Origin of the sequence: Candidatus Arsenophonus triatominarum, from assembly GCF_001640365.1 — a bacterium.
Lineage (GTDB): Bacteria > Pseudomonadota > Gammaproteobacteria > Enterobacterales > Enterobacteriaceae > Arsenophonus > Arsenophonus triatominarum.
The window spans coordinates 37,462-60,514 of sequence record NZ_LWMI01000017.1 but is presented as its reverse complement, the minus strand read 5'-3'; the positions used below and the strand labels follow the sequence as shown (position 1 = coordinate 60,514).

The following is a 23,053-nucleotide window of genomic DNA, read 5'->3' as shown; positions in this document are numbered from 1 at the left end:
AAAATTAAGTCGCCTAGCTATATCAAATTGATCATACAAAAACTAAAGCTCGTTCACCTCAAACTAATGGGATTTGTGAACGCTTTCATAAAACTGTATTACAAGAGTTCTATCAGGTGGCTTTTCGTAAGAAAATCTATAGGGCTTTAGATGAATTACAAGCTGATTTAGATAAATGGTTAGCGGAATATAATAACCAACGCACTCATCAAGGAAAAATGTGTTGCGGTCGAGCTCCTATGGCAACTTTACACGATGGAAAACAACTTTGGAGAGAGAAAGATTTAAATCAAATTTAACCTGACAGGTACTGTATAAATAACCGATAACTGTCAGGTCAAGTCTGAGCTACTACATTTAAATGAGTATAGGCTTTAGAAAGTATAGTATCGAATTCATTCCATTTATCCCTGTGAGAATTTATTTTATATTGTTTATGAGCCTGATATAGGCTAAATGCAATACCAGAAAAGCCAGCAGCGGTTGATATTCCAGACCCAATCATATGTAAGAGAGAACTAGGCGACTTAATTTTGATTACAAGGTGTGTTATGAGTTATACAATTGATTTTCGACGTAAAGTAATATCTGTAAGGAAAGCCGAAGGTTTAACAATTCGAGAAACTGCGAAACAATTCCGTATTGGAAAAGCGTCTTTAGTACGTTGGCTTAAACGACCAGAGCCAAAAAATTCAACGCCACGTAAGAGGAAGCTCGATAAAAATGCTTTAGCAAAAGATGTGGAACAGTATCCAGATGCTTACCAAAAGGAACGGGCAGAGCGATTCGGTGTTTGTAAAAAGACTATTTGGCAATCCCTTAAAAAGCTGGGATTAACCTATAAAAAAAACTCTATTCCATCCAAAAACCAACGAAAGCGACAGGCTGGCACATCAGCAAAAAAGACAACAGTATGAAAAAAAAAGATAAATCTGTTGTTTTTATTGATGAAAGTGGTTTTTCACATGACACTCCACGAACTCACGGCTATTATAGGTTACATCGCCGCACCAAACCTGGTCAGGCTTTGTAACAGCGAACTGCCTATTGAGCAGATTTGGAATATCAATACGTTCATTTCCACCGCGGTTGTATTTATGTTTTCGCTCTTGGCAACTGACGATGATTAATTCTTTCATCAACTTACCCGCTAACCACCGCCCAAGTTTCACGTTGTGTGTATTGGTAACCATCGTGGCGATAGTCCTTGCGCCAGCATAGCCGCCACTAACGTTCCACGCTTCGCTGACTAGGCTACGTTTTATCGTCCGCTCAATATCTGGCTCCTTAGGCCGACACCAATAGCGATAACTGCTTCGGTGAAGATTAAAAATACGACACAAAGTTTTCACCGGATAAAGCACTCTTAGCTTTTCAACTACCGAAAATTTTTCAGTGAGTCGGACATTAAGAGCGCAGTAGCCTTTTTTAAGATGTCATTCTCCATTTCCAGCCGGTGGATTTTTTTCTTCATTTCTCTGAACTCAATTTGTTCAGGTGTTAATGGCAGACCAGGCGATGTTTTCCCTTGACGTTCTAAACGAAGGGCTCTTACCCACCGGCTAATCACTGAAAGACTGACGTTCATGCCTTTCGCGGCTTCCTGGTAGGTGTAATTTTGGTCAAGGACTAATTTGGCGGTTTCACATTTAAATTCAGCAGTAATTATTTTACTCATTTCTGCACCTATAAAAATTATGAGGTAAGCATATCACCTCAACTTAGGTGGCCAAATTTAGTATGCCACTACACTACCAGGAACTTGTTAACGATGGTGGGATAGACGCTTTAATTAATCAAAATCGACGGGTGCCTAACGTAAAAAAATAGAGTAGATGAACAGATTGAAAGCGCTGTAGTTGAGTATGCGATTGAATACCTTGCACACGGTCAACACCGCAGTAGTAATGAACTAAGAAAAAAAGGCATTTTTGTTTCGGGGAGTGGCGTTCGCTCTATTTGGCTGCGCCATAATCTCGAAAATTTTACAAAACGCCTAAAAACGCTTGAAGATAAAATCGCAACAGAAGGAATTATCCTGTCAGAATCACAAATCAGTGCTCTAGAAAAGAAAGCGCAAGATGATGAAGCCTGTGGTGAGATTGAAACAGCGCATCCAGGTTATCTGGGTTCACAAGATACTTTCTATGTCTGTCATTTAAAAGGCGTTGGTCGTGTTTATCAACAAACTTACATTGATACTTACAGTAAAATCGTTCATTGTAAGCTTTACACAACAAAAAGCGCGATAACGGCGGCAGATTTATTAAATGACAAGGTTCTCCCTTTTTATTCCCAGCATGAGTTACCGGTGTTACGTATACTGACGGACAGAGGCAGTGAGTATTGTGGTAAAGTTAAACATCACGATTATCAACTTTATTTCGCTATCAATGATATTGATCATACAAAAACTAAAGCTCGTTCACCCCAAACTAATGGGATTTGTGAACGCTTTCATAAAACTGTATTACAAGAGTTCTATCAGGTGGCTTTTCGTAAGAAAATCTATAGGGCTTTAAATGAATTACAATCTGATTTAGATAAATGGTTAGCGGAATATAATAACCAACGCACTCATCAAGGAAAAATGTGTTGCGGTCGAACTCCTATGGCAACTTTACACGATGGAAAACAACTTTGGAGAGAGAAAGATTTAAATCAAATTTAACCTGACAGATACTGTATAAATAACCGATAACTGTCAGATTAAGTATGAGCTACTACAAATAACCATCTATTTATCAGGTATTTCTATCTCTTTCCTGTAAAGGATAGAAAGGGTAAGTGTGTTTTACAATCTATTGATAAACAAAGGATATTTTTATGAAAAAAACACTCATTGCACTATTCTTCTCATTCTCAGGCTTAGCCACATCCGCGTATGCGCAAGATGAACTAACCATCAGTAAACTGGCTGTGGATCAGGATACAAAGGCGGATTTTCAGAAAATGGCGGCTAACCAGCATTTACCCAAATGGGTAACCCAGTGGGGAATCGACTCTCAGGGCCAAAAAGTCAACATCGCAGGCAAACAGTATCTGGTGCTGACTTCATGCAAACCGCATGATTGTGGTTCACAACGAATCGCTGTGCTTTACGCCACGGCAACGAAAAAAATAGCGGGTGTTTTCTCCTCGCTAGATGAGAAAACAGGTAATGAAAAACTACAGTGGTTAAATATACCTGATGATTTGTCGATTGATGGGAAGACAGTCCTGCTCGCAGCACTGACAGGTAGTCTTGATAATCACCCTGATAGTTTCAATTTTAAATAGATGGTGGCTTGATGGGGATGTTTCCTCACCATATTTTAGCCCAACAGTCCCACAGTAAGGTGAAATTTGATTTGCAGTTATTGTGAGCAGGGTGATGGTGATTACGAGCATGAAAAGATAAATGCGAGCACAGTGGCAGTTAATGTGAGCAAAAAAAGCCGATAAACGCGAGCAGCTACAAATATCTTGATGTATTTTCTGTCGAAGATGATTGTGAAGATCGTGTACCAAATGTTTGGTATGAAACTGAAGAGGGAATAGAGATGTACGACAACATAACAACATCGATTTGGCTTTGGTCAATTAACTCCTGTTTATCTCCAGTTTCATATACAGTAAAAATATCACCTCAGGCAGTAAAAAAATGCATGAATTTACCCATTCATACTTACCAGGATACAGCAAGACGGTAAACAGCAGCTATTACGCAAACCACTGTCCCCATTGTCACAGACTACAAGGCGACTTCATGATTTACAATCAACCAGGAGGCGCATTTTTTCCAGTACTAACATCCGAGGCAAATAAAATAAAAATTTACCCAGTAAAACACCCTATTTTTTTGAAAGGAGAAATGACATATTCCCCTAATAATCTTCTTCACTACTACTATGAGTGGAGATAATTTTATTTTTGCCGGAAAAAATAATTAATTTTGGTTAGTACTGGAAAAAATGCGCCTCCTGGTTGATTGTAAATCATGAAGTCGCCTTGTAGTCTGTGACAATGGGGACAGTGGTTTGCGTAATAGCTGCTGTTTACCGTCTTGCTGTATCCTGGTAAGTATGAATGGAGGGTGTTCATAATTCTGTGTCAGGGGATTTTATATTTTGATTATACCATCTAGGCGCCCTTAAAAATAGATGGAAAATTGAGCAATGGTTAACGCCCAGTTACTAATCGGCATAGTCCACCTGATTGATGCCAATATAAAGTAATTTTAATAAGCTGTTTTCATTAGGAAAAGCCCCTTTGGTTTTAGTTAATGTCCTAAACTGCCGATGAACCGCCTCTACTGCATTGGTCGTATAAATGAGTTTTCTAATGGCTTTAGGGTATCGAAAATAAGCACTGAGCAACTCCTATTTACTTCGCCAGGATTCTAGCACTATCGGGTATTTTTCACCCCATTTCGTTTCCAGTTCATCAAGGGCAAGCTCAGCAGCCGCTTTAGTATCTGCACGATAAACCGGCTTAAAATCAGCCATAAAGGCTTTTTGGTCTTTACTGGCAATATAACGTAAGCTATTGCGAATTTGATGAACTACGCATAGCTGAACTTTTGTCTGCGGGAAAATACTGGCTATCGCTTCTGGAAACCCTTTTAATCCGTCAATACAAGCGATTAAAATATCTTGTATACCACGGTTATGTAAGTCAGTCAGAACGCTCAGCCAATGATGTGCTCCTTCTGTTTCAGACATATAGAGTCCTAACAATTCCTTATGCCCATCGGTGGTTAGTCCAAGTACTGTGTAGATTGCCTTATTGATATAGTGACCATCATGTTTTACTTGTAATGAATGGCATCGAGCCAGACAAAAGGATAGAGCGCCTCCAGAGGGCGTTGTTGCCAGGCTTTTAATTCAGGGAGTAATTTGTCAGTAATATGCGTAATAGCTCCATCTGATATTTCCAGTCCATATAATTCTGCAACATGTTTTTGAATATCACGATAACTCATGCCTAATGCAAATAACGATAGGATTTTGTTATCAACATCCTCTGATAATTTTGTCTGATTTTTCTTAATGAGCTGAGGCTCAAAAGCACCTGACCTGTCTCTGGGCGTTTTCAGTTCAAATTGACCTGATGTCGATTTAACCGTTTTTCGAGTATAGCCATTTTTACGCGTATCGATTGACGTTGTCGATAGGTAGTGTTCTATTTCTGCCTGCAGGGTAGCTTCGGTCAGCTGTTTTATGAGTGGTGTGAGTATTCCATCCGTACCGAATAAATTTTTACCTGATTGTAATTGCTTCAACGCTTCATCAAAATTAAATGATTGATTTCTCATATGTCATACCTCTTTTTTTTGAGTTTAAGATATGACACAGATTTTTGAACACTACCGCACAATTAAAAATGAATACCCCACGTTAACTGAAAGTGACTTAATCAATCATCCTTAATAAATCATAACAAAGTTCCGTTTCATACCAGCGAGAATCATTTTCCCAACGTCAAATCAGCATGAGCAACAGTAGATTGATGGTTTGATTTATTTCGACGAGCCAAACGTTGCAAATTATCCTCAACATCAGCTTGGGTGACCTCTCCGGTTATCTGACCGGCTTTGTCATAACGAAATGCACCTAATTGGATAAGTGCACGATAATCAGTATGATAACCAATACTGTCTAAACAGGCTCTTAAACGCCTTCTGGCTATCGGCAAACCCTTTTCCTTTACCTCTTTCCACATATCCTGCTGGATGCCAATTTTCATGGGTCTCAATTGATTTTCAGGAAATAAACTAGGCCAAAAAGTGGTTATCTGTAAAATTGCCTCATCTAACGGTAATCGCTTTTTAGGCGATGTTGGGGGTTTTTGAATTTTAACCTTTACTACCACCTGTTTAGGTTTAACAACAGGTTTCTTAGGCTGTTGTTTTACTGATTTGGGTGGATGAGGATTTTTTGCCTGTTTTTGGGGCGCAGGATTGAGCCAGACCTTTTTACCGTAAACAGGATTACCTAATGTCTGCTCTTCATGAGAAGCCTTCCTAGGGCGATTTAAGCTTAATTTCTTACGTTCCGTCATCGTTTAATCTTTAAACAGTGCTCTCATTTCAGTATCAGTCAAACCCGTAAATTTCATTACAGATTGCCTGTCCATACCACTTTCAAGCATTTGCCGTGCTATCTTCATCGATGCTTTTTTTTCGCCATTTTGTTCACCAATTTGAATACCTTTTTTTTGTTCACCTTCTCGACGTAATTGTTCTGCAATGGTCATCACCACCTCCCGATAATCATCTGCTTTCTCGGCAATCTGATGCAAAAATTGGGTTGCATCAGAAGTATTTCCTCGTTCGACAATATAATACATCAACCCTTTAAACAGCTCTGGTGGGTAATATATTGACTCAATAATCCCGCTATTTCCTGACTAAATTCTAGCATATCTCGCGCTCGGATATGCTTCATCACTAACTCCATCAGCGCAACTCGTTTGTGCTTGACAATTTCCTCATCAGGAATAGCGGTAATGTCAACCAAAGGAAACGTCTTAGTATAAACTGATTTTGCCAGTTCTGGGTCAGCAAAACAATCCAACCATTGGGTGCTGTAAAGATACGGTGACGTTTTACCTTGATAAAACAGCTGTGGTATTACCACAGGTAATGTATCATTTCCCTGCTCTAGATGTTGATGCATTGCGGCCACGCTGTAGCGCAATAATCTGAATGCCATTAATTTTTCTGGCCGGCTCTGGTGTTCGATGAGCGTGTAAATATACCCTTTTCCCGCTGATGTTTGCACAGAATGGAGCATATCAGAGTATTGACTACGCAGGTCTGGTTCAATAAAACTCCCTGATTCCATTGCTAGTGTTTTAAAATCACACAATTGGCGAATATTTTCAGGTAAATGAATTTCCAGAAAATCCCTTGCTATAGTGATATCGCCAAGGAATTTTTTAAATAAATGGTCATGATGGGAAAGTATTTTTTTCATCAATGCAGTATAACCTTGATGTATAAGAAATTAATACCCGAAATGGTTACTCATTAACCTGCGCCATGATGAAATCCTTTTTATTTTCTTCTAAATTTTGCCAAAATTATGTTGAAGATTGAGATAAGGAACGGAATAGATGGTTAAAAAACGATTAATTATTAATCAATTTTGAACAAAAGGATAGATCTACCCTGTCGTGAGTTTTTATCGCCACCGCAAACAAGCCAGATCATGGTGACGTGCCATAAGTTCTTTACGATTCAATCCAAAATTCATTCCTGCGAAAAGTAATTTTTTCCCACATAAGAGACAAGCAAGTGGATCGACTTTAAAGACGTGTTGATACATGTTTCGCCAGGTGACTTTTTTAGCGGGTTTGTTATCTTGCTGGGCTAAATGATAAATAACCTCCGTTAACATTTTTCGCATCCGTGCTGATGGACTTAAAAAGTCGTAATAGCGGATCATGTGAAACCCTTTTTCTGGCACATGAGACGCAAACAGGGTAATAAATTCATCGGATGTCATGACCAGGTCTTCCTGTTTTTTCGTGCGGTGGCTCTTATAGCGTAACGTGTGTTATCTTCGCCGGAATAATGTTTTAAGCGACTGAGCGAGACAGGGCGTTTCTTTAGATAAAATCCGAGATAAAGGGTGACATGGGTAATATTGGAAAGAATATCAGAAAGATTAATATTCCACCCGCGCTTGTCGTGAGTGTTAAGTAATTGATTCCATGATTCTTTACTTCTTCCTTCAGCTTTAAGCTCATCGGGAATGGTGAGCGTGTAATAATGTTTTCTCAATAATGCCGTTATCGCCACATTGTCATAATGTTTTCGCGATAAAAGCTGATATCCCGCCAGGTATTCTTTTTAGTCACCCCGCCGGCTGTGGTTGAAAAATGAATATGCGGATGCCGTTTTTGCACGAGTTTCGCACCAATAAAAAACGCTCTATTTTTAAGTTTAATTCAGCATAATATATAAATAGACAAAATCTTATAAATTAAAAGCAACTTATTGTAATTTAAATAAATTTATACGTTTTAGTAACTTGCAAATTAACCATTGCTTTTAAGCCATTTCTAGAATTTTATATGCCTGTGCGAAACTCGTGTTTTGGTCTCGTCCCCAGGTATGGATGGCAGTGAAAACGCCCGGGGTGATATTGAGGTCACGGCAGATGGTTAATATCACATCAGCGGCTAATCGATTCATTTCACCGAGAAGCCAACGGTTGGCGCGAATAATAGGCCAATATTCACAATGCATAGTAGAAGTGATGTGCTGCCAAGGAGCTTCGGGTAACCAAGCTAGCGTATTGTTAATCCATTATAGGCAAAAGCTTTGACGCCACAATGTGGGCAGCTTCGACTTTTGCAGGTAAATTTAACCCCGTTTCTCAGAATTACATTGAAGGTCAGGACAGCGCCAAATTGACCACCCCATAAGCGAAGTGCCGCAAGCCATAATCTTTACCATGGTTTCCATCACAACAGTGCGGACACTATCAGGGGGTTGGCGATTAAGCCAATTAAGCCAGCGTTGACCAAATTGAAAAACATGACTAAAACGCGGTGACATAAAAGGGACCAAAAGATTGAGACAACAGGTATCGGGTTATACCAGTACTAACAAGCAATGACAAGTCGTCGCCATAGGCGACCATCTGCGCGTTTATCTTCAACGAATTCGTCTATTTGTTTCAAAACAGAATCAGGTATTGGCAAAGATAAACGATATTTGTTTTTAGCTTTTTCCATGAAAAAAATCCTTAACTATTATATAGTGAATATTATTTTACATTAAAATACAATTTAGCAAAGAATCTCAATAGAATCTTACGGGATACCCAAAAGAATCTCATTGTTTTTCAAAATTAATTATATATTAAAATCAGTATATTAATTAAATAACAAAAGAATCTAATGAGATTCTTTTAAGAAAAAATGATATAAAACATAAAGATGCTTTAAAGATTTTATCTAGAATCCAATAAGATTTTAAATTAGATAAGTAAACATTAACAAAATTAAAATAAAACGATATATGTCATATAGTTAAATATAAATAAATATTTTGCGAATGGTATGTAAGTTAATGGTAGAAAAAGCGGATTTGGGTAGGTAAAATTGAAAATGATTATTGGAATATCTTTAAAAATTTCTTTTGCTTTATAGGGGCGACAATATGCCTAATTGTTCACTTTTGAATAAAGAGCTGGGTGATGAAAATCAAAAATTTAATGTTGCTGTTTTGTCTTGTTATCTCAAAATTAGCCATCGCCGATTGCTTCGATGAAGCAGGAATTTATTATCAAATAGACCCCGATTATTTAAGAGCCATTGCCTGGCAAGAATCCAATTTTAATCCCAAAGCAAAAAACAAAAATAAAGATGGCTCGTTAGATTTAGGGGTTATGCAGATTAATACAAAAACCTTTAACGCAATTAAAAATGAATACCCCACGTTAACGGAGAGTGACTTAATAAATCATCCTTGTCTAAATATTCATCTTGGTGCAATGATTTTAAGTCGTAACTTTGCTATCTACGGTAAACATTAGTTAGCCGTAGGGATGTATAACGCTGGAATGAAAAATAACAATACATCAATTAAAAATCGTTTCCACTATGCCAGAAAGATTTATCAACATTATCAGACAATAAAATCTGGAAAAATGAATGAGAATAAAATTTACAGGGCGCTGGAATAAACAAAGTCTTAAGAATGCAATTTGTGAGGCGATTGATGAATTACAATTTTATGACATTGAATTTCTCTCCGGCGTTAATCTTTATTTTCACGGTGAAAACATTAATTTTGATAAAATTGAAATTAGAAATGAAAATGATGCTCCTGTCATGTTTATTTATGACAATAATATTCCCATTATAAAACCACGCAAAAGGAAAAGAAGAAAAGCGCCCGTCATTAGCCTTGAGGATTTTAGAAGAAATAAAACCGACAAAAATAAATAATTACACAATATGGTTAACTTTTATGACTTAATTATAGCTCATAACTAAAAGAAAACATTTTTTCTAAAATCAATATTAATTAAAGAACCAGGTAGAATAGGCACATCCATTAAAACATTATGATTAGCATATATTACTTGTAAATTTTGACAATAAGTTAAACTACTTGGTAAGTAGTTCAGGAAGTTGTAACTATAAGACTTTCTAAATAAATTGGTAAATACTCTGGCAGGAATTCAAGGCAATTATAACTAACGTCGAGAGTTTTTAAATTGTTTGGTAAAATACTTGGTAATTCCTTTAGGCAATTATGACTAACGTCTAATCTTTCTAAAGATTCAGGCAATTTATGTGGTAACATATTTAGATTGTTATAACTGATGTCAATTTCTTTTAAAAATCCAGGAAAAGTATCAGGTAGGGTTGATAATCCTAAATGTGATAGATTAAGTAAAACACTATTCATTTCCAAACAATCTATAAGCTTATTTAATACATATTCCCTATTTTCTACCGCAGAATTTTGATTTGCCCACTTAACCCCAGCCTGCTAAAAGTTTTTCGTCATCATAAGTTAGGCTAGCTAAATTATTATTGATAACTCTAACTATATTCATGGTGTTATTTACTGATAACATTCTAATCCCCTTAATTTATAATTTAAATATTTCCACACAGCGAGAATCATTTTCCCAACGCCAAATCAGCATAACTGTCAGTAGATTGATGATTTGATTTTTTTCGCCGTGCTAAACGTTGCTGATTATCTTCAACATCAGCTTGTGTAACCTCTCCGGCTCTCTAAGCCTGTTGCTCAATAGCAAAATTAATTATGACTTACAAAAAAACCAGCCAATGATGATAAAATAATCAATTTTTGCATTAAAAATAACCCATATAAGATTAAAAAATAAACTATTTTTGTATTTTTAGATGTATCTAACTTGTTTTTATTTTAAGCAACTTTATTTCACTATTGAGCAACATGCTTTCTGTCCGGATTTGTCATAACGATTAGCCCTGTAGTAGCTCAGACTTAATCTGACAGTTACCGGTTATTTATACAGTACCTGTCAGGTTAAATTTGATTTAAATCTTTCTCTCTCCAAAGTTGTTTTCCATCGTGTAAAGTTGCCATAGGAGTTCGACCGCAACACATTTTTCCTTGATGAGTGCGTTGGTTATTATATTCCGCCAACCATTTATCTAAATCAGCTTGTAATTCATTTAAAGCCCTATAGATTTTCTTACGAAAAGCCACCTGATAGAACTCTTGTAATACAGTTTTATGAAAGCGTTCACAAATCCCATTAGTTTGAGGTGAACGAGCTTTAGTTTTTGTATGATCAATATCATTGATAGCGAGATAAAGTTGATAATCGTGATGTTCAACTTTACCACAATACTCACTGCCTCTGTCCGTCAGTATACGTAACACCGGTAACCCATGCTGGGAATAAAAAGGGAGAACCTTGTCATTTAATAAATCTGCCGCCGTTATCGCGCTTTTTGTTGTGTAAAGCTTACAATGAACGACTTTACTGTAAGTATCAATGTAAGTTTGTTGATAAACACGACCAACGCCTTTTAAATGACCGACATAAAAAGTATCTTGTGAACCCAGATAACCTGGATGCGCTGTTTCAATCTCACCACAGGCTTCATCATCTTGCGCTTTCTTTTCTAGAGCACTGATTTGTGATTCTGACAGGATAATTCCTTCTGTTGCGATTTTATCTTCAAGCGCTTTTAGGCGTTTTGTAAAATTTTCGAGATTATGGCGCAGCCAAATAGAGCGAACGCCACTCCCCGAAACAAAAATGCCTTTTTTTCTTAGTTCATTACTACTGCGGTGTTGACCGTGTGCAGGGTATTCAATCGCATACTCGACTACAGCGCTTTCAATCTGTTCATCTACTCTATTTTTTACGTTAGGCACCCGTCGATTTTGATTAATTAAAGCGTCTTTCCCACCATCGTTAACAAGTTCCTGGTAGCGATAAAACGTATCTCGGGATACCCCCATAATCTTACAGGCTTTTGAGACGTTATTAAGCTCTTCAGCGAGGTTAAGTAACCCGACTTTACGTTTGATGATAGGATTATTTGTTTGATACATAGAATTACCTTTTATTTAATTATCTAATGATGTTAATTAAAACCGGTAACGCTCTTTTTTAAATCAGAATTGTCGGATTAAGTTAAGACTAATACATCTTATATCCATTTTCTTTTTAATTTCACCTAACTTTTTTAATAAGCGATGACAAAACAAGAGCTAACAGCCCTAAATATGGCAGGTTTTATCAAAAGCCAAACTTTAATACTCTTAGATAAGCTCAATCAGCTTAATCTGGATGATTGTGCAGATGAGTGTGAAGATTTGCACGACATGGCAGAAGAACTTTATTTTAATTTGAAGCGAACACTGGACAAGTAAATTACACCAACGAAAACAATTGACTTACGTTGGCGTAATTAATCGTAAAATGAATTCTATTATGGTTTTATTTTTGTATTTTCAGCTATTTCTTTAAGTTTGGCGTAAATGTTAAATAATAAAATAATTAATTCACAAGAAACCCGAACACCAATAAGCCCAATAACAATTGTGGTTAATCCACCTATAAAACCTGAAAAAAAACCACCTAAATGACTACCAGCAAAAATAGCAGCAATTCCAGAAAACAAAACAGCGATTATACCCAGCCAATAAAAAATTATTATAATCTTAGGGGTTATCATTTCATCTAATTTTAATAAAGATTTAAACATGGTTATTTCCTCTTTTTTGTTTTTCTGAATTGGTTAATAGATTGTCTTCTTAAGATTTTATTTATTCCAGCGACCGGTAAATTTTACTCTCATTCATTTTTACCGATTTTATTTTTTGATAATGTTGATAAATTTTTCTTGCATAGTGGAAACGATTTTTGATGTATTCGTGTTTCGCATTCCTGCGTTATACATGCCAACGGCTAGCCAATTTTTGCCGTAGCTAGCAAAATTACGACTTAAAATCATTGCACCAAGATGAATATTTAAACAAGGATGATTGATTAAGTCACTTTCAGTTAACGTGGGGTATTCATTTTTAATTGTGCTAAAGGTTTTTCTATTAATCTGCATAACCCCTAAATCGAACGAGCCATCTTTATTTTTGTTTTTTGCATGAGGATTAAAGTTGGATTCTTGCCAGGCAATCGCTCTTAAATAATCGGGGTCTATTTGATAATAAATTCCTGCTCTATCAAAACAATCGGCAACCGAGAATTTTGATATAGCAAGACAAAACAGCAACATTAAATTTTTTATCTTCATCACAATACTCATTATTTAATGATGAGGTAAGAAGGAAATATTTTTAGCTGGTCTAACTTCCCCATTCATTTTTCCAAAATAAGAACAATTCGGCATATTGTCGCCCCTATAAAGCAAAATAATTTTTCAAAGAAATTCCAATAATGACTTTCAATTTTACCTACCTAAATCCGCTTTTTCTACTACTAACTTACACGCTATACGCAAAATTATTATTTTAATTATATGAAATATAGTTATTTTTTATTAATTAATTTATATTTTTTATTAAATTTGCCGTTAAAAAGTGGCATAAAAATACCTATTTGCCAACCAATTGTTATTTAAGAAAATAATATATTTAGATTCTTTTGTGTTTTATTTGATGTCTATATGATTTTATTAAAAATTTAATTTTATTTTTTTGTTAATTTATTATAAATTTAAAAAAACAACATGATGGCAATTGCCATTAAAAATTGATTGTTCATGTATAATAAATTAATATCCGAAATGGTTACTCATTAACCTGCGCCATGATGAAATCCTTTTTATTTTCTTCTAAATTTTGCCAAAATTATGTTGAAGGTTGAGATAAGGAACGGAATAGATGGTTAAAAACCGATTAATTATAGCTAGGCGACTTAATTTTGATTACAGCATATGTATTAAAAACAGGTCATCGATAGTGCATCCTGTTTCCATCTTTTTACGTTTAGCTTGAGACCATTTATGTTCTATAGGATTTAAATCTGGTGAATACACAGGCAAATATTCTATCTGGTGTCCTGCGTTTATAATTGCCTGTTCAATATTCTTACCTTTGTGAAAGCTAGCGTTGTCCATAAAAATAACAGAATTTTCAGGAAGTTCTGGGAGCAATATTTTTGTGATCCAAACATAAAAAACATCACGATTAATATTGCAATCAAATAATCCGATAGCAAAAAGGGTTGTTCCCAATAAAGCGCCAATAACATTTGTTCTTCCCTTAGCACCCCAGTTTTTCAGGCCAAAACAACGGTGACCTTTTGGGGAATAGCCGTGAGTTCGTGGAGTGTCATGTGAAAAACCACTTTCATCAATAAAAACAACAGATTTATCTTTTTTTTCATACTGTTGTCTTTTTTGCTGATGTGCCAGCCTGTCGCTTTCGTTGGTTTTTGGATGGAATAGAGTTTTTTTTATAGGTTAATCCCAGCTTTTTAAGGGATTGCCAAATAGTCTTTTTACAAACACCGAATCGCTCTGCCCGTTCCTTTTGGTAAGCATCTGGATACTGTTCCACATCTTTTGCTAAAGCATTTTTATCGAGCTTCCTCTTACGTGGCGTTGAATTTTTTGGCTCTGGTCGTTTAAGCCAACGTACTAAAGACGCTTTTCCAATACGGAATTGTTTCGCAGTTTCTCGAATTGTTAAACCTTCGGCTTTCCTTACAGATATTACTTTACGTCGAAAATCAATTGTATAACTCATAACACACCTTGTAATCAAAATTAAGTCGCCTAGCTATATTAATCAATTTTGAACAAAAGGATAGATCTACCCTGTCGTGAGTTTTTATCGCCACCGCAAACAAGCCAGATCATGGTGACGTGCCATAAGTTCTTTACGATTCAATCCAAAATTCATTCCTGCGAAAAGTAATTTTTTCCCACATAAGAGACAAGCAAGTGGATCGACTTTAAAGACGTGTTGATACATGTTTCGCCAGGTGACTTTTTTAGCGGTTTTTTTATCTTGCTGGGCTAAAGGATAAACAACCTCCGTTAACATTTTTCGCATCCGTGCTGATGGACTTAAAAAGCCGTAATAACGGATCATGTGAAACCATTTTTCTGGCACATGAGACTCAAACTGTAGTGGTCAACTAAAATTGGCCACCCTACCTGACTGTTCACGGAACAGTCGCTCTGATTCGTTTGGCGTTAATCCACCGTTATACCAGTGAGGTCTTATATCGCTATAGTAGTGGGTTATGTAGCGAATAATGGCTGACTGAGCAGTACTAAAGCTTTGGTAGCCAGTCGTTGGCACCCATTCGGTCTTCAGACTACGGAAGAATCGTTCCATCGGACTATAGCTAGGCGACTTAATTTTGATTACAGCATATGTATTAAAAACAGGTCATCGATAGTGCATCCTGTTTCCATCTTTTTACGTTTAGCTTGAGACCATTTATGTTCTATAGGATTTAAATCTGGTGAATACACAGGCAAATATTCTATCTGGTGTCCTGCGTTTATAATTGCCTGTTCAATATTCTTACCTTTGTGAAAGCTAGCGTTGTCCATAAAAATAACAGAATTTTCAGGAAGTTCTGGGAGCAATATTTTTGTGATCCAAACATAAAAAACATCACGATTAATATTGCAATCAAATAATCCGATAGCAAAAAGGGTTGTTCCCAATAAAGCGCCAATAACATTTGTTCTTCCCTTAGCACCCCAGTTTTTCAGGCCAAAACAACGGTGACCTTTTGGGGAATAGCCGTGAGTTCGTGGAGTGTCATGTGAAAAACCACTTTCATCAATAAAAACAACAGATTTATCTTTTTTTTCATACTGTTGTCTTTTTTGCTGATGTGCCAGCCTGTCGCTTTCGTTGGTTTTTGGATGGAATAGAGTTTTTTTTTATAGGTTAATCCCAGCTTTTTAAGGGATTGCCAAATAGTCTTTTTACAAACACCGAATCGCTCTGCCCGTTCCTTTTGGTAAGCATCTGGATACTGTTCCACATCTTTTGCTAAAGCATTTTTATCGAGCTTCCTCTTACGTGGCGTTGAATTTTTTGGCTCTGGTCGTTTAAGCCAACGTACTAAAGACGCTTTTCCAATACGGAATTGTTTCGCAGTTTCTCGAATTGTTAAACCTTCGGCTTTCCTTACAGATATTACTTTACGTCGAAAATCAATTGTATAACTCATAACACACCTTGTAATCAAAATTAAGTCGCCTAGCTATATTATCCCAACAATTCCCTCTGCGACTGATACTTTGGGTCATCTGATAACGCCACAATGCCTGCCTATACTGACGACTGGTATAATGACTTCCCTGATCACTATGGAACATCACCTGTTTGGGATGCCCACGTAGTTCCCAAGCCATTTGTAGTGCTTTGGCGGTTAATTCTGAGTCTGGTGCAAATGACATTGCCCAGCCCACCGGTTTTCGGGCAAACAAATCCAATACCACAGCCAGATAGGCCCATCGTGAGCCTGTCCTATTCCCCAAAAGGTCACCGTTGTTTTGGCCTGAAAAACTGGGGTGCTAAGGGAAGAACAAATGTTATTGGCGCTTTATTGGGAACAACCCTTTTTGCTATCGGATTATTTGATTGCAATATTAATCGTGATGTTTTTTATGTTTGGATCACAAAAATATTGCTCCCAGAACTTCCTGAAAATTCTGTTATTTTTATGGACAACGCTAGCTTTCACAAAGGTAAGAATATTGAACAGGCAATTATAAACGCAGGACACCAGATAGAATATTTGCCTGTGTATTCACCAGATTTAAATCCTATAGAACATAAATGGTCTCAAGCTAAACGTAAAAAGATGGAAACAGGATGCACTATCGATGACCTGTTTTTAATACATATGCTGTAATCAAAATTAAGTCGCCTAGCTATAACAAGCAATGACAAGTCGTCGCCATAGGCGACCATCTTGATATTGATTTTCTGTTCTGTGCGATTGGCAAAAGACCGGAGTGTGGGCACTATCCCGTGCAGTTGGGTATGCTGGACGAAGAAGATAGTGAAGAGGGTGTAATTCAGGTTAACAGCGTGATTGATGCACTTGAAGACGGAGCAGAAACACAAGCCTTTGCGATGATATCCCGTCCTTTCTGGGCAAAACAGGCAGACAGAAAACGCAGAGAAGCTCTAGTGCTAGAAGGGGGTGTAGCATGAATACCGAACTGGAAACGATGAGTAACGTTTATGCCAATCTGCAATCGGTCATTATGCAACAGGGAATAGCCGCCCTGTTACCTGCTCAGGTCACCCGAACCGCCGCCACTGCATTGATTGAAAATGCGGATTTGCAAAAAGCCGATAAACAATCACTGGTGCTCACCTTAACCAGTTGCGCCAAAGATGGACTCATGCCAGATGGACGAGAAGCTGCTCTCGTTGTTCGCAGTACCAAAGTCAACAATCAGTTTGTGAAAAAGGCCGTCTACATGCCGATGGTTGACGGCGTCATCAAACGCGCCCGTCAATCCAGTTAGGTGGCTAATATCATTGCAAAGGTTGTCTATGCTCAAGACAGGTTTGAATATGTAATTGACGAAAACGGCGAGCATTTAACTCACCGTCCGGCGTTTGTTGATGATGATGAGGTAGTAAGCCTGTTGCTCAATAGCAAAATTAATTATGACTTACAAAAAAACCAGCCGATGATGATAAAATCATCAATTTTTGCATTAAAAATAACCTATGTAAGATTAAAAAATAAACTATTTTTGTATTTTTTAGATGTATCTAACTTGTTTTTATTTTAAGCAACTTTATTTCACTATTGAGCAACATGCTTAGTGAAAGTCTATGCCTTCGCAAAACTTAATAGCGGTGAACTCGTCGTCGAGGTGATGAATCGCTCTGACGTGGAGAAGATACGGGATACAGTACCAAGCGCAAAATACGACTCAAGCCCGTGGGTGCAGTGGTTTGACAGAATGGCGCTCAAAACAGTGATTCATCGTCTCGCCAGACGGCTTCCTTGCGCCTCTGAGATGTTTTCTCTGCTTGAGGTAAAAAAACTTAATTTAGCAGAAAAACCGCTTAGAATGGCTCCTACTTCGTTTAAACGACTATCGCTGAGGGGTGTTATCCGTGAGCGTAACGAAAAATTGCGTCAAAAGCCGGAAACAGTGACCGCGTCACAACCTGAACCGAAAGCCACTGATTCGTCAAAACTGGAAGCCGCACTAATCGCTCTCGACGATGCCACCGACGAAAAAAGCCTTGCTGAAATCGTTGAGCATTGTACAGTATTGTCCGCCGAGTTGTCTGATGACGAAAAAATTCAACTCCGTGAAAAAATGAAAGCGAGCAAAAAGCGGTTAATTCCACCCAACAAAGATAGCGAAGTGTGGATGGCAAGGCTCGCAAACGGCAGTAACGCTTGGCGATTTCCAGACGGTGAATCGTCCACGGATTTTTTGAGGCGGACAAAAACGCCAAAGAGACGGGCGCAGTGCTCGAAGAACGGAAGAAATACCGATTTAGTCCGAGTCATTAAAGCAAAAATGCCCCTGAGAAGATAGGGGGCGTTTTTGTATGGCTGGATTATGTGATGAAGTATACATATATAGCGTATTCACTATACCTTGTTTATTTGTAATAATAAAAACAAATTTGAGGTAAAAAAGGAGCTATTATGTCACTTCCTATTCAAGGTAATTCTTTATTCCTATTCGATAGAACCCTTAGCCATGAAGATGTTCAGCACGCTATTAATAGTTCTTCAAAAGAAGAAGCTACATATATTGGAGTATGGGAAAAAATTAAAGACTGGCTTTGTGGAACCAATAAAAGTGAAGCATTGAAGCACATTTACGAGTTAACTCACAATAATGATGGGTTAAGCAATCAAGAAGTATTTAAAAAAATAGTTTCTTTTCATAAACTCAGTGAAATGGTATATCCCTCTTATAAAGATAAATTCCAAGCGTCTATAAAACAAGAAAAAGAAAACTGTATTTTTACCTTTTCTATAACTGGAGTAATTGATGAACATCAATTCGTGTATGGAGTAAAAAATACAAAAAAAGATATTTCTGCTATCAAAGAAGCAGAATTAACCAATAAAAGTGGATTCTTAGAGACCAACAATCTTAAGAAGAGTGAAAATGTTTTTAACGCTTTAGATAAAATATCTTATATGCCTAATGGTGAAATAAAAGGTATTTCAGCGCCAACTAAAGAAATTTATTTTTTAAATAAAAGAAATTTTCATTTGAATTTATTAAACGATTTTACAAAAGAAAAAATGGTACAAGAACCACGTATTATTCAAGAATGGATTTCGTTACAAATAAAATGTTTCGATTATTACAATAACTCAGCACAAAGATATATAGATGTTAATGAAGTTTTTGACACGCGACGGACACCTAAAGAATGGCTTTATAAAGCCTATGCCAATTTACATAAAATTGAGGAAAAAGCAAAAAAAGAGGTAATAAAATTTTTAGCTGAGGAATTTAATAGTCAAGTTATTTGGTTATATCAAAATCCTTTTAAAGAAAGATTTCATAGTTCTTATGAACTCCATAATCAACCTATTCATTTAGAGTCATACAACCAGAGTAATGAACCTATTTATGAGGAAATTCAATTTAATTCATCACAAATTTCGTCTAATAAATATTATAAAGGACCAATAAATGGTGATATTTATGCGAAAGTAGATAAAACAAATGTTAATAAATCAGAATTACTCAAAGAAATAGATAATTTTATTTTAGAGAATAGGGAAAATTATCCATCAGCATATCAGTATATTAGAAGGTACGCTTAAATCTTAAATGATTAAAAAATTCACCCCAACGCCCCATGATGCTGTATTTCGCCAATTTCTGAGTGAAAAAAAGACGGCTAAAGACTTCTTTGAGATTTGGCTGCCGGATGAAATTAAAGCATTGTGTGATTTGGATAGCCTCAAAGTGGAATCTGGCTCATTCGTCGATAGTGAGATGAAAAACTATCAGAGTGATATCCTGTATTTTGTCAAAACAGAAAAGGAACAAGGTTATATCTATCTGCTAATTGAGCATCAGTCAACACCCGATAAGCTCATGGCATGGCAGTCATGCCGAAGCATTTAGAGGCCGAACGAGGGTGTTCATAATTCTGTGTCAGGGGATTCTATATTTTGATTATACCATCTAGGCGCCCTTTAAAATAGATGGACAATTGAGCAATGGTTAACGCCCAGTTACTAGCATTGGTCGTATAAATGGGTTTTCTAATGGCTTTAGGGTATCGAAAATAAGCACTGAGCAACTCCCATTTACTTCGCCAGGATTCTAGCACTATCGGGTATTTTTCACCCCATTTCGTTTCCAGTTCATCAAGGGCAAGCTCAGCAGCCGCTTTAATATCTGCACGATAAACCGGCTTTAAATCAGCCATAAAGGCTTTTTGGTCTTTACTGGCAATATAACGTAAGCTATTGCGAATTTGATGAACTACGCATAGCTGAACTTCTGTCTGCGGGAAAATACTGGCTATCGCTTCTGGAAACCCTTTTAATCCGTCAACACAAGCGATTAGAATATCTTGTATACCACGGTTATGTAAGTCAGTCAGAACGCTCAACCAATGATGTGCTCCTTCTGTTTCAGACATATAGCTAGGCGACTTAATTTTGATTACAGCATATGTATTAAAAACAGGTCATCGATAGTGCATCCTGTTTCCATCTTTTTACGTTTAGCTTGAGACCATTTATGTTCTATAGGATTTAAATCTGGTGAATACACAGGCAAATATTCTATCTGGTGTCCTGCGTTTATAATTGCCTGTTCAATATTCTTACCTTTGTGAAAGCTAGCGTTGTCCATAAAAATAACAGAATTTTCAGGAAGTTCTGGGAGCAATATTTTTGTGATCCAAACATAAAAAACATCACGATTAATATTGCAATCAAATAATCCGATAGCAAAAAGGGTTGTTCCCAATAAAGCGCCAATAACATTTGTTCTTCCCTTAGCACCCCCAGTTTTTCAGGCCAAAACAACGGTGACCTTTTGGGGAATAGCCGTGAGTTCGTGGAGTGTCATGTGAAAAACCACTTTCATCAATAAAAACAACAGATTTATCTTTTTTTTCATACTGTTGTCTTTTTTGCTGATGTGCCAGCCTGTCGCTTTCGTTGGTTTTTGGATGGAATAGAGTTTTTTTATAGGTTAATCCCAGCTTTTTAAGGGATTGCCAAATAGTCTTTTTACAAACACCGAATCGCTCTGCCCGTTCCTTTTGGTAAGCATCTGGATACTGTTCCACATCTTTTGCTAAAGCATTTTTATCGAGCTTCCTCTTACGTGGCGTTGAATTTTTTGGCTCTGGTCGTTTAAGCCAACGTACTAAAGACGCTTTTCCAATACGGAATTGTTTCGCAGTTTCTCGAATTGTTAAACCTTCGGCTTTCCTTACAGATATTACTTTACGTCGAAAATCAATTGTATAACTCATAACACACCTTGTAATCAAAATTAAGTCGCCTAGCTATATAGAGTCCTAACAATTCCTTATGCCCATCGGGTGGTTAGTCCAAGAATAAGCGGAACTGATGAAGAGAAAGTGCAGCTCGACGAGTGGAAAAAGTATCGGGGTCTGGTAAACAGGGTGGACACCTCAAAACCTGACTAGCCTGAGAAACCCGCCCAGAGATAAAAATATGGTTATGTAGTAGAAACTGCTGCTATATAACATATAGCAGCAATGGCTGTTTCTTGATGGTTAAGTGTATGATTTTAGTACTGGTAAATGACGGCTAAGGTCCTGGAGCTCAATACTTCCATTGGCTTCATATACAACATACAGTGTTTCTTTATCTGTAGTTTTACGATATGAAAGACAAGAGTAACCAGCCCCACTGGCATTACCGACCTCCGGATAAAAATCATCAATTAACTTTACTTCCCCTGAGTATAAATTGTGAGCATAGAGAGAGATATCACTTCTGGTATAGTCATTATTCTTGTTCTGCGCAGATGAATGAGCCGCAACAAGTTTATTACCTGATGGAATAGTAATTGTTGAACCTTGTACTCCATGATTCCTGTTGTCAACCTTCTTGTCCATCGGAGGAAATTCAGCCCATGTTTTTCCAAAATCTCTTGTTTCAAAAGAACGGCGGAGACCAGAGTTTCTGATGTTATTAACCAAAGAACCATTAAACTCTATGATATTATTTTCTGAACCAAAACCCTCACAGTATCCTGATGGCAATGACCATGTTATGCCATCAGTGGAGTATATGAATGATGTATTTAGAACTGTAGTGATATTTTTAGTGCGAACCATTTGTACCGGGGAAACTAGTTTACCGTCATTTAGTTGAAGACCAGATCCAACACCTCCAAGCATTGCAGATATAGTTCCATTTTTAGTCACGATATCATGAATGTTCGTTTCCACCTTTGAAAAGGTAACGCCATCATCAGTTGATTTATATAAGACCAGATCCCAATCCGTGTCTGGTGCCTTATCTCTGTATGCACCCCATGTTTTATCATTATTATTCCATTTGCCAACCATGACTAAGATTGTTTCGCTTCCCTGAATATTCGCCACGATGCATGTGGGATCCATGACGCGGGAAAGTTTACTGTTTACACGGTCATTATAAATCGCAATTTTTTTACTCCATGTTTTCCCTCCATCTATGCTACGGGCCACCGCTGTGTCAATAAAGGACTGATCGCTGGCAGTGTTATGGCGCGCATCAGCAAATACAACAATGGTACCTTTTGAGGTTGTACACATTGCTGGAATACGAAAATATTTGGTTGTTCCTCCAGAGCCGCTACCAATAATATAATTACCTTTCTGATCGGTAAAAGTTTCATCTTCAGCCTTAAAAACCACGGATTTTTGTACAGTCATACTCTTTCCTTAATAAAATCATGTATATACATCCAATGATGTATACATGTACAGTATTTTGCGGTTAAATACATGCCTGGTCAAACAGATTATTACCGTTACTCCTGTTTATGTGACGAATGGCACAGAAGAGTCTTTTTGAGGTAATTCTTATCAAAGATTTAGTGCAGTAATTAAATAATG

The 23,053-nt window shown here is 37.0% G+C and carries 24 protein-coding genes and 14 pseudogenes; 16 read left to right on the top strand and 22 right to left on the bottom strand.

The features are described from left to right. Positions 1 to 26: 26 nt before the first annotated feature. Together AYJ55_RS26820 and AYJ55_RS17825 are read left to right on the top strand one after the other, a co-directional pair. Positions 27 to 299, top strand: a pseudogene (locus AYJ55_RS26820) (integrase core domain-containing protein); the annotation flags it as partial. 252 nt (positions 300 to 551) lie between these two features. After that, entirely contained in the window at positions 552 to 917 is a 366-nt protein-coding gene (locus tag AYJ55_RS17825; protein ID WP_063653415.1) for an IS630 transposase-related protein, read from the top strand. A 75-nt stretch (positions 918 to 992) separates the two neighbouring features. Here AYJ55_RS17825 and AYJ55_RS33585 read toward each other — a convergent pair. Further along, positions 993 to 1,678 (bottom strand): annotated as a pseudogene (locus AYJ55_RS33585) (transposase); the annotation flags it as partial. A 74-nt stretch (positions 1,679 to 1,752) separates the two neighbouring features. Here AYJ55_RS33585 and AYJ55_RS17810 point away from each other — a divergent pair. From AYJ55_RS17810 to AYJ55_RS31030, 3 genes and pseudogenes are all read left to right on the top strand, one after another. Next, positions 1,753 to 2,671 (top strand): annotated as a pseudogene (locus AYJ55_RS17810) (IS481 family transposase); the annotation flags it as partial. A gap of 155 nt (positions 2,672 to 2,826) precedes the next feature. Beyond that, positions 2,827 to 3,279, top strand: coding sequence for an Ivy family C-type lysozyme inhibitor (gene ivy, locus AYJ55_RS17805; RefSeq protein ID WP_063657482.1), 453 nt, complete (start codon positions 2,827 to 2,829; stop codon positions 3,277 to 3,279). A 469-nt stretch (positions 3,280 to 3,748) separates the two neighbouring features. Continuing rightward, positions 3,749 to 3,904: a hypothetical protein gene (locus AYJ55_RS31030; protein ID WP_187153310.1), complete on the top strand. Its 156-nt coding sequence runs from the start codon at positions 3,749 to 3,751 to the stop codon at positions 3,902 to 3,904. Between the two features lie 228 nt (positions 3,905 to 4,132). Here AYJ55_RS31030 and AYJ55_RS17800 read toward each other — a convergent pair. The 7 genes and pseudogenes from AYJ55_RS17800 to AYJ55_RS34770 form a co-directional block, all read right to left on the bottom strand. Next, a pseudogene (locus AYJ55_RS17800) lies at positions 4,133 to 5,296 on the bottom strand (IS256 family transposase). A gap of 152 nt (positions 5,297 to 5,448) precedes the next feature. Further along, positions 5,449 to 6,042 (bottom strand): ProQ/FINO family protein, encoded by a 594-nt coding sequence (locus tag AYJ55_RS17795; protein WP_063657481.1) that lies wholly within the window; start codon positions 6,040 to 6,042, stop codon positions 5,449 to 5,451. Between the two features lie 3 nt (positions 6,043 to 6,045). Continuing rightward, positions 6,046 to 6,959: pseudogene (locus AYJ55_RS17790) on the bottom strand (Rpn family recombination-promoting nuclease/putative transposase). Positions 6,960 to 7,166: 207 nt separating this feature from the next. Further along, positions 7,167 to 7,786 (bottom strand): annotated as a pseudogene (locus AYJ55_RS33580) (transposase). Next, a complete protein-coding gene (locus tag AYJ55_RS36255) occupies positions 7,777 to 7,893 on the bottom strand; it encodes a transposase (RefSeq protein ID WP_425393820.1) in 117 nt (38 codons plus the stop codon). Before AYJ55_RS36255 ends, AYJ55_RS33580 begins: the two are co-directional and overlap by 10 nt. A gap of 190 nt (positions 7,894 to 8,083) precedes the next feature. Beyond that, a pseudogene (locus AYJ55_RS36250) lies at positions 8,084 to 8,548 on the bottom strand (transposase zinc-binding domain-containing protein); the annotation flags it as partial. 47 nt (positions 8,549 to 8,595) lie between these two features. After that, positions 8,596 to 8,727, bottom strand: coding sequence for a hypothetical protein (locus AYJ55_RS34770; RefSeq protein WP_281181179.1), 132 nt, complete (start codon positions 8,725 to 8,727; stop codon positions 8,596 to 8,598). Between the two features lie 464 nt (positions 8,728 to 9,191). Here AYJ55_RS34770 and AYJ55_RS17770 point away from each other — a divergent pair, with 464 nt between their 5' ends. Together AYJ55_RS17770 and AYJ55_RS17765 are read left to right on the top strand one after the other, a co-directional pair. Continuing rightward, on the top strand, positions 9,192 to 9,530 hold the full coding sequence (locus AYJ55_RS17770) for a lytic transglycosylase domain-containing protein (protein ID WP_245677437.1): 339 nt from the start codon (positions 9,192 to 9,194) through the stop codon (positions 9,528 to 9,530). A gap of 118 nt (positions 9,531 to 9,648) precedes the next feature. After that, positions 9,649 to 9,945, top strand: a complete 297-nt coding sequence (locus tag AYJ55_RS17765; RefSeq protein ID WP_063657478.1) for a hypothetical protein — start codon at positions 9,649 to 9,651, stop codon at positions 9,943 to 9,945. Between the two features lie 1,078 nt (positions 9,946 to 11,023). Here AYJ55_RS17765 and AYJ55_RS17755 read toward each other — a convergent pair. After that, on the bottom strand, positions 11,024 to 12,064 hold the full coding sequence (locus tag AYJ55_RS17755) for an IS481 family transposase (protein WP_063657476.1): 1,041 nt from the start codon (positions 12,062 to 12,064) through the stop codon (positions 11,024 to 11,026). A 144-nt stretch (positions 12,065 to 12,208) separates the two neighbouring features. Here AYJ55_RS17755 and AYJ55_RS26815 point away from each other — a divergent pair, with 144 nt between their 5' ends. After that, positions 12,209 to 12,385: a Rop family plasmid primer RNA-binding protein gene (locus AYJ55_RS26815; protein ID WP_074168150.1), complete on the top strand. Its 177-nt coding sequence runs from the start codon at positions 12,209 to 12,211 to the stop codon at positions 12,383 to 12,385. A gap of 59 nt (positions 12,386 to 12,444) precedes the next feature. Here the strand turns inward: AYJ55_RS26815 and AYJ55_RS17750 are convergent, their stop codons facing one another. The 9 genes and pseudogenes from AYJ55_RS17750 to AYJ55_RS17720 all read right to left on the bottom strand — a co-directional run. Next, positions 12,445 to 12,720, bottom strand: a complete 276-nt coding sequence (locus tag AYJ55_RS17750; RefSeq protein WP_063657475.1) for a DUF4282 domain-containing protein — start codon at positions 12,718 to 12,720, stop codon at positions 12,445 to 12,447. Between the two features lie 108 nt (positions 12,721 to 12,828). Next, a complete protein-coding gene (locus AYJ55_RS17745; protein ID WP_162505683.1) occupies positions 12,829 to 13,278 on the bottom strand; it encodes a lytic transglycosylase domain-containing protein in 450 nt (149 codons plus the stop codon). 621 nt (positions 13,279 to 13,899) lie between these two features. After that, the gene (locus AYJ55_RS17740; RefSeq protein ID WP_063653499.1) at positions 13,900 to 14,388 is read right to left on the bottom strand and encodes an IS630 family transposase; all 489 of its coding nucleotides are present in this window, start codon (positions 14,386 to 14,388) and stop codon (positions 13,900 to 13,902) included. Next, complete coding sequence (locus AYJ55_RS17735) at positions 14,357 to 14,722, bottom strand: IS630 transposase-related protein (protein WP_063653415.1); 366 nt, start codon at positions 14,720 to 14,722, stop codon at positions 14,357 to 14,359. The genes AYJ55_RS17740 and AYJ55_RS17735 overlap by 32 nt, the downstream gene beginning before the upstream one ends. 84 nt (positions 14,723 to 14,806) lie before the next feature. Continuing rightward, positions 14,807 to 15,100: pseudogene (locus AYJ55_RS17730) on the bottom strand (IS91 family transposase); the annotation flags it as partial. Positions 15,101 to 15,112: 12 nt separating this feature from the next. Then, positions 15,113 to 15,325 (bottom strand): annotated as a pseudogene (locus tag AYJ55_RS26810) (IS3 family transposase); the annotation flags it as partial. A 23-nt stretch (positions 15,326 to 15,348) separates the two neighbouring features. After that, positions 15,349 to 15,837 carry an IS630 family transposase gene (locus AYJ55_RS26805; RefSeq protein ID WP_063653499.1) on the bottom strand — a complete coding sequence of 163 codons (489 nt, stop codon included), beginning with the start codon at positions 15,835 to 15,837 and terminating at the stop codon, positions 15,349 to 15,351. A 65-nt stretch (positions 15,838 to 15,902) separates the two neighbouring features. Continuing rightward, positions 15,903 to 16,172: pseudogene (locus tag AYJ55_RS33575) on the bottom strand (IS630 transposase-related protein); the annotation flags it as partial. 37 nt (positions 16,173 to 16,209) lie between these two features. Next, positions 16,210 to 16,470 (bottom strand): annotated as a pseudogene (locus AYJ55_RS17720) (DDE-type integrase/transposase/recombinase); the annotation flags it as partial. On the opposite strand from AYJ55_RS17720, the gene AYJ55_RS17715 reads away from it, so the two are divergent. From AYJ55_RS17715 to AYJ55_RS17690, 7 genes are all read left to right on the top strand, one after another. Continuing rightward, positions 16,395 to 16,859 (top strand): transposase, encoded by a 465-nt coding sequence (locus AYJ55_RS17715; protein ID WP_245677431.1) that lies wholly within the window; start codon positions 16,395 to 16,397, stop codon positions 16,857 to 16,859. The pseudogene AYJ55_RS17720 and the gene AYJ55_RS17715 overlap by 76 nt on opposite strands. A 131-nt stretch (positions 16,860 to 16,990) precedes the next feature. Then, complete coding sequence (locus AYJ55_RS31025; protein WP_187153308.1) at positions 16,991 to 17,164, top strand: hypothetical protein; 174 nt, start codon at positions 16,991 to 16,993, stop codon at positions 17,162 to 17,164. Beyond that, positions 17,161 to 17,484 (top strand): recombinase RecT, encoded by a 324-nt coding sequence (locus tag AYJ55_RS17710; protein WP_063657473.1) that lies wholly within the window; start codon positions 17,161 to 17,163, stop codon positions 17,482 to 17,484. Before AYJ55_RS31025 ends, AYJ55_RS17710 begins: the two co-directional genes overlap by 4 nt. Then, positions 17,485 to 17,757 (top strand): hypothetical protein, encoded by a 273-nt coding sequence (locus tag AYJ55_RS17705; RefSeq protein WP_063657472.1) that lies wholly within the window; start codon positions 17,485 to 17,487, stop codon positions 17,755 to 17,757. It abuts the gene before it with no gap. Positions 17,758 to 17,790: 33 nt separating this feature from the next. Continuing rightward, positions 17,791 to 18,522, top strand: coding sequence for a recombinase RecT (locus AYJ55_RS17700; protein ID WP_074168148.1), 732 nt, complete (start codon positions 17,791 to 17,793; stop codon positions 18,520 to 18,522). A gap of 113 nt (positions 18,523 to 18,635) precedes the next feature. Further along, positions 18,636 to 19,778 carry a hypothetical protein gene (locus tag AYJ55_RS17695; RefSeq protein ID WP_063657470.1) on the top strand — a complete coding sequence of 381 codons (1,143 nt, stop codon included), beginning with the start codon at positions 18,636 to 18,638 and terminating at the stop codon, positions 19,776 to 19,778. 7 nt (positions 19,779 to 19,785) lie between these two features. Further along, entirely contained in the window at positions 19,786 to 20,085 is a 300-nt protein-coding gene (locus AYJ55_RS17690) for an Rpn family recombination-promoting nuclease/putative transposase (protein WP_074168147.1), read from the top strand. Positions 20,086 to 20,125: 40 nt separating this feature from the next. On the opposite strand, the pseudogene AYJ55_RS17685 reads toward AYJ55_RS17690, so the two are convergent. The 3 genes and pseudogenes from AYJ55_RS17685 to AYJ55_RS32140 form a co-directional block, all read right to left on the bottom strand. Then, positions 20,126 to 20,611 (bottom strand): annotated as a pseudogene (locus tag AYJ55_RS17685) (IS256 family transposase); the annotation flags it as partial. A 20-nt stretch (positions 20,612 to 20,631) separates the two neighbouring features. Beyond that, positions 20,632 to 20,940: a transposase gene (locus AYJ55_RS32145; protein WP_063653413.1), complete on the bottom strand. Its 309-nt coding sequence runs from the start codon at positions 20,938 to 20,940 to the stop codon at positions 20,632 to 20,634. Positions 20,941 to 20,968: 28 nt separating this feature from the next. Further along, positions 20,969 to 21,454 carry an IS630 transposase-related protein gene (locus AYJ55_RS32140; protein WP_245677430.1) on the bottom strand — a complete coding sequence of 162 codons (486 nt, stop codon included), beginning with the start codon at positions 21,452 to 21,454 and terminating at the stop codon, positions 20,969 to 20,971. A gap of 93 nt (positions 21,455 to 21,547) precedes the next feature. Here AYJ55_RS32140 and AYJ55_RS26790 point away from each other — a divergent pair. Then, positions 21,548 to 21,631 (top strand): annotated as a pseudogene (locus tag AYJ55_RS26790) (tail fiber assembly protein); the annotation flags it as partial. A 90-nt stretch (positions 21,632 to 21,721) separates the two neighbouring features. Here the strand turns inward: AYJ55_RS26790 and AYJ55_RS17675 are convergent. Then, a pseudogene (locus AYJ55_RS17675) lies at positions 21,722 to 22,954 on the bottom strand (sialidase family protein). Positions 22,955 to 23,053: the final 99 nt, after the last annotated feature.